Annotated in this window: 3 protein-coding genes and 1 pseudogene; 1 reads left to right on the forward strand and 3 read right to left on the reverse strand. The window is 47.5% G+C overall.

Going from position 1 to position 5,945, the window contains the following annotated elements; genetic code table 11:
* Positions 1-630, forward strand: a pseudogene (locus tag MO867_RS20080) (IS256 family transposase); the annotation flags it as partial.
* Between the two features lie 186 nt (positions 631-816).
* On the opposite strand, the gene MO867_RS20085 reads toward MO867_RS20080, so the two are convergent.
* The 3 genes from MO867_RS20085 to MO867_RS20095 form a co-directional block, all read right to left on the reverse strand.
* Positions 817-2,247, reverse strand: a complete 1,431-nt coding sequence (locus MO867_RS20085) for an aldehyde dehydrogenase family protein (protein WP_252472425.1) — start codon at positions 2,245-2,247, stop codon at positions 817-819.
* A gap of 255 nt (positions 2,248-2,502) precedes the next feature.
* Entirely contained in the window at positions 2,503-4,212 is a 1,710-nt protein-coding gene (locus MO867_RS20090; RefSeq protein WP_252472426.1) for an alkaline phosphatase D family protein, read from the reverse strand.
* A 1,042-nt stretch (positions 4,213-5,254) separates the two neighbouring features.
* Positions 5,255-5,878, reverse strand: a complete 624-nt coding sequence (locus tag MO867_RS20095; protein ID WP_252472427.1) for a hypothetical protein — start codon at positions 5,876-5,878, stop codon at positions 5,255-5,257.
* Positions 5,879-5,945: the final 67 nt, after the last annotated feature.

Raw genomic sequence — 5,945 nt, forward strand, 5'->3', positions numbered from 1 at the left:
CCAGCAAGGCCATTGACACGATTCTTGGCCTTAATATTGAAGGCAAAAAGGAGCTACTGGGGCTCTATTTATCTGACCAAGAAGGCGCACATCACTGGCTGAGTGTTCTGACCGACCTCAACAAGCGTGGGGTCAAAGATATCCTGATTGCACGTGTTGATGGCTTGAAGGGCTTCCCTGAGGCTATACAGAGCATCTATCCAGCGACCGAGATCCAACACTGCATCATCCACCAGGTGCGCAACTCACTGAAGTATGTGGCTTCAAAAAATCAGAAGGCCTTTATGGCTGATCTTAAGTGCGTCTACAAAGCAGCAACTCTCAATGCCGCCGAGAGCGCTTTAGATGAGCTGGAGGCCAAGTGGGGTGATAAATATCCGATGGTGATTAAGTCGTGGCGCGGTAAATGGCCAACTCTCCAATGCGCTGGAGGTCGTACACAGGCAGTTCCGTAAGCTGACTAAAACCAAGGGTGGCTTCGCCAATGAGAATAGCTTACTGAAGTTTCTCTACGCCGGTATACTAAAAGCCTCCGAGCGCTGGACACACCCGATTCAAAATTGGAATTTGACACTGTCGCAGCTGGCGATCCACTTTCCAGATCGGCTGGAGAAATATATCAGCCTATAGCTGCTTGGCTAACACTGAGTTTTGAACACCCTCCCTCTTTCCTGATCGTTAAAGCTCAGGAAAGTAGAGAAAATTTGGCCGGTGTTTAAGATGGGGTTACTTGATCGCTTACTCAGGTACAGCTTGAAGATTATCTTTGCCTCCTCCCCGCATAAGTAAAGCTACATAAACTCATGGGATAAAATCTCACTCTGGGGTTCTTACCACCATCAAACGCTCCTCCGTCATATCTGCAATCGCCCAACGCACGCCCTCCCGACCAAGTCCAGAGTCTTTGACGCCGCCGTAAGGCATATTGTCGACCCGCCAACTGGGTACATCACCAATGACGACACCACCTACTTCCAGCGTATCCCAGGCATGCTGCGCCCTGTAGAGATCACGTGTGAAAATTCCAGCCTGGAGGCCGAAAGCACTGTCATTCACTTTATCCAAAACTTCATCAAAGTTGTCGAAGGGTTCCAATATGGCGACCGGGCCAAATGCCTCTTGTTGCACCACCGCACATTCATGGGGCACGCCTTCCAGAAGTGTAGGATCTAGCATGGCACCATCACGCGCACCGCCACACAACAGCGTGGCTCCTGCTTTCACTCCCTCTTTGATCCAGTCATGCAAGCGAGTTGCCTCCCCTTCCGAAATCATCGGACCTATAAAAGTATCTTCTGATTTGGGGTCGCCCTTCTTGAGTTTTTTAGTCCGCTCAATCAAGCGGCGCTTTAAATCTTCATATAAACTACAATGCGCATAGATCCGCTGTACTCCAATACAGCTCTGACCAGATTGGTAGAACACGCCGAAAATCAGGCGCTCTACCGCATCATCCAGATCCGTATCTTGGTCAATAATACAGGCCGCGTTACCTCCCAATTCCAACACCACTTTCTTACGCCCTGCCCGGGCCTTTAAGTCCCAGCCTACCGAAGGTGATCCGGTAAAACTAAGTAGCTTAAACCGGTCATCTATCGTAAATAGATCCGCCCCCTCACGATGACAGGGTAATACTGAGAAAGCCCCTTTGGGGAGGTTCGTCTCAGCTAACACTTCGGCAATAATTAGTGCGCCGATTGGGGTTCTACTGGCGGGCTTAAGTACAAATGGACAGCCAGCCGCTATAGCAGGTGCAACTTTGTGGGCGGCAAGATTAAGAGGGAAGTTAAACGGCGAAATAAAAGAGCAGGCACCGATGGGCACCCGCCTGATAAATCCGCGGTACCCCTTAGCTCGCTTGGAGATCTCCAAATTGACAATCTCACCATTGATACGTACTGCTTCTTGAGCAGCAACATGAAATGTATCAATAAGGCGGCTCACTTCCTCACGCGAATCATGGATTGGTTTGCCGGCCTCAATGCAAAGCGCCACAGCCAGCTCTTCAAATCTCTCCTTGAACCGCTGCACACAGTGCTGAAGAACCTCCTGGCGGATATATGCTGGCAAATTGGCCATGGGCTTTTCGGCCAAAAGCGCCCAGTCGATGGCGCTATCAATCGTCCTAGCATCCGCCAGGGCGACTCGTGTGACCACTTTCCCCGAGTACTTATCCGTTACCTCCAGATCAGTGTTTGCGTGTACTGCTTCATTGGCGAGATAGTAGGGGTAAGTTTCTTGCAGCACAGTGATATCCTTGAACCTTGTGGTTGTTTCCTTGCGGGTATACCTCGGCGCCAGTGACTGCTTTGCGCCCCTCGACGGGTATAGATGACCAAGAGGGATATATCAACTTCTATATTGACAGAGTTTGTTTCTATTCAGAGGTATAGGATTTTCAGGCACAGAAGTTGAATCTGGCTGCTAGCCGGCAGGAAATTAAGGCTCAACTTGGGAGGCCGGAGCAAATATCGCCCCACTCCCCCTGGAAATCAAAACTGATTACTTCTCGGTCAACCACATGCCTACAGGCTCGTAATTGAACTTTTTATAGACGTTCTTTGCCGTACTGGGGTTGTCTGCTTTCTTATCGATGCTATAAACCGTCCAATTCAGTTCATCAACATTAAATTCGATCACTGCATACCCGTAAATATTACTCACGAAATCTTTAATATGGGGATTATTGACCTGCACACCGCCATTCAAGAGAGAAGTGAATATGCTCCCCACATCAATACCTTTCTCTACGGTATCATTAAGGTTGGGTGAGGAAATTGAGGGTGTCATTAATTCTACCCCCACTAGATTATCGTAATTCCAATTGCTGACTTTTTTAAAGTCTACTTTAAGATAAGAGGCGATACTTGAGTGTAAGTCACCAGTGAGTACGACAAAATTGTTGGTGCCGCTATCCTTCACGGAAGAGAGTATCTGCTCCCTTTCCCACTGATAACCATCCCAAGCATCATAGTTGGCGTAGACCAGGGGGCGCCCAAGCACCGTACCGGCCAATTGCGCTAATAGTGTTTGGTTACCCCATACTTTCCAGCGGGCCGTTGAATTCGCAACGCCGTCAATCAACCAATCCCGCTGCGTTTCACCCAGCATGGTTTGGGTATTCTCTTCATAATCGGTACACCAATAATTTTCCCAGTCTGTCCCATCCTTACAGGGTTCTTTGGTGCGATAAGTGCGACTGTCGGTCATATAGAGGTCGACCAGATCACCAAACTGGAAGGATCGATAAATCTGCAGGTAATCAAAAGCGTGGCTAGCCGACTCATTCACTTTAACCCTTGCCGGCACATACTCAATCCACGCTTGCTGGGCATCACGGCGCAGTTGGCGCAACTGATCGGGATTATTGTCACCGGTCTGATAAGGGTGTGATGGGACACCCAAAGTATCCCGCTCATAGTCCCAATAAGCATTATCTGCCGTCTCGTGATCATCCCAGGTGATGATGAACGAATGCATCTCCATTGCCCGCTGCAAGTTTTTGTCTTTGCGATATTCTTTATAGATATGGCGGTAGTCCTCCAGATCCATCGCCACGGAGCCGCCAGAGGGCAAGGCTAAGGAGTGAACAATGGAATCTTCAAAGCCTTCATATTCCGCATACTCATAGATAAAGTCACCAAGATGCAACACACAATGCACATCTTCGTCCGCAATATGGCTGTAGGCATTGAAATAACCCGTGGTGTAATCCTGGCAGGTAACTACTGCCATTTTGATATTTTCTAAACTGCCACTGGGCAAAGTATGGCAACGTCCGGTACGGCTAGATAGATTGCCGTACTTAAAGCGGTAGAAATAACGCTGATCCGGTAAAAGATACCCTTCCAAGTCAATATTGACCGTGTAATCCCGCTCGGCCGTAATATCGCTGGCATTGACCTCGGCACTGAGTATCGGTTGTGTGAACCCTTCATCCAGTGCGACATCAACATATAATGATTGGCCAGAAATGTACGCTTCTGGGTTGACATGGGTCCAGAGCACCACGCCTGCTTGGCTTGGATCTCCTGATGCCACAGAGAGATCAAACACTAAACCGTCATTGTCGATTTCATCACTGGACGTACTCCCCCCCAATACAAAGCGTGCATAAGCTTCACTGTCAGTCTCCGCCAAGGAGCGAATCGTAAACGGAGTGAGAAGTGCAACGCCCATGGCCTGGACGAAACTACGGCGAGAGATAGTCATAAAATCAACTTCCTGTTTTTTTATACGTTCGAAGAACCGGAAAGGGGGCGGATTCTATAGAAGAACGTACCAACAAAGAAGTTTGACTTTTGGAGATTACAAGATTGTGGCCTTAATACTTACCAATCACGACAAATATACAGGTAAATCACGTAGGACATTCACACCTTGTTTAAATCTAAAATTGCCCCCCATGTTACACCATGGCCTAAGTCATTAGTTGAGCCCTTCGGTCCCCTTTTATCAACACCTACTGAATAATTGTGCACATATTTCCAGTACCATTTTGAGAGGATATAGCGCTCTGACTAACATTGGCCTGAACAACCATCACCGTATTAAGCATACCGGCCCGTGTGCTCACGACAGTACTTGACAGACTTGATAGCTGATCCACATCCTGTGATAGAAATACGCCGACAGAAAAAATTTCCCGCTAAATATCAACTACATTAAGGCTACTTTGTTGCCTCTAATTAATATTAGCTTCATTCGATTCACCGTTCTGGGTGAATTCAGACACCAGAGAAACCACTTGTCCTCTTTGGCTGATACGTACGCGATCAAGTAACATCATCTAAAATACCAATCAGATTTTCAATACGCTCCTGATTTTTAACGATCAGGAATTTTCATTGAATACCCTGAGTGAATCCAATCTCTTTACCCGGGCACACCCAAGAGAAAGCAGTTATTCAGAGCTTAATTTTTAAATTTCATATTTGATGGTATTCAATGTCGACGAGCCTCAAAAATAGGATTATTGTTCTTTTGTTATATTCTGGGTAGGTTGTGAAGCAGACCGCAGGCATGTACTGATTGGAGCGGGAACGGTACTGCAAGGCGATGTTGACGACTAGGCGCTGGCGTTCAAACCACTTGCGTTGTGCTAGGTTAAGTCAATTTGACCCACTGGCTTCAGCCAAGCCCCATGGCCCTTCGCCCTTCGACGCGCGGGAGCGTCAGCCATTTTTACCATCGCAAAGCGGCACACCGCAGGAAGGACCAGGGCAGGACAGTGCTTTGCCCCGGTCAACTAAGATTAGTTTACACTTTCAGAATGGTAAACAATCGCCTGCCAGATGTTTTGCTGCCCACCGAGATAATTTTCCAGGGTAGGATTTTTGATGTAGTTCCAGGCCACCTTGCCATTTCCCAAATACATTGGCTCATCCAGGCCACCCCATCCATAGTCGGTAAGCTTTACCGGCCCTTCGAGAACATTAAGATCTGCATCAATTTCCATCACATAGTAGGCTTTTGGCACCAACATGCGCATAGCCTCGCCTCTTTTATTGTAACTGCGATTGTATGGTAGGTTATCGGAGATACACTGGAATTGCGCATACCCAAACAGGTAGCGGCCGTTCTTTAGGTCTACCAGTTGTGGATCACTAATTTGGCAATCTGAATCCTCGGCTAACCATTGGATGCCATTTCCCTCAATACTGCCTTCACTATCAACTTTGGCAATACCAACACGAGTCAAAGATGTAGAATCTAATGCATCACCAGAATACAATCCCTGTCTGGTTATCACTGGGTATTCATCGCTATACATATAAGAAAAGAAGCAGTTCCTATTACCACTATCAGCACATTGTTCATCAAGAGGGCCTGCTCCGCTGGTATCGATACCGAGGTCATCTTGCAAGAAGATATTCATATTCTCATCTTCAACAACACTTCGGACAGTTTCATGCAGCTATAGCCCCGTAGTCACTGTACCGTTC

Source organism: Microbulbifer okhotskensis (assembly GCF_023895975.1).
Taxonomy (GTDB): Bacteria; Pseudomonadota; Gammaproteobacteria; order Pseudomonadales; family Cellvibrionaceae; genus Microbulbifer; species Microbulbifer okhotskensis.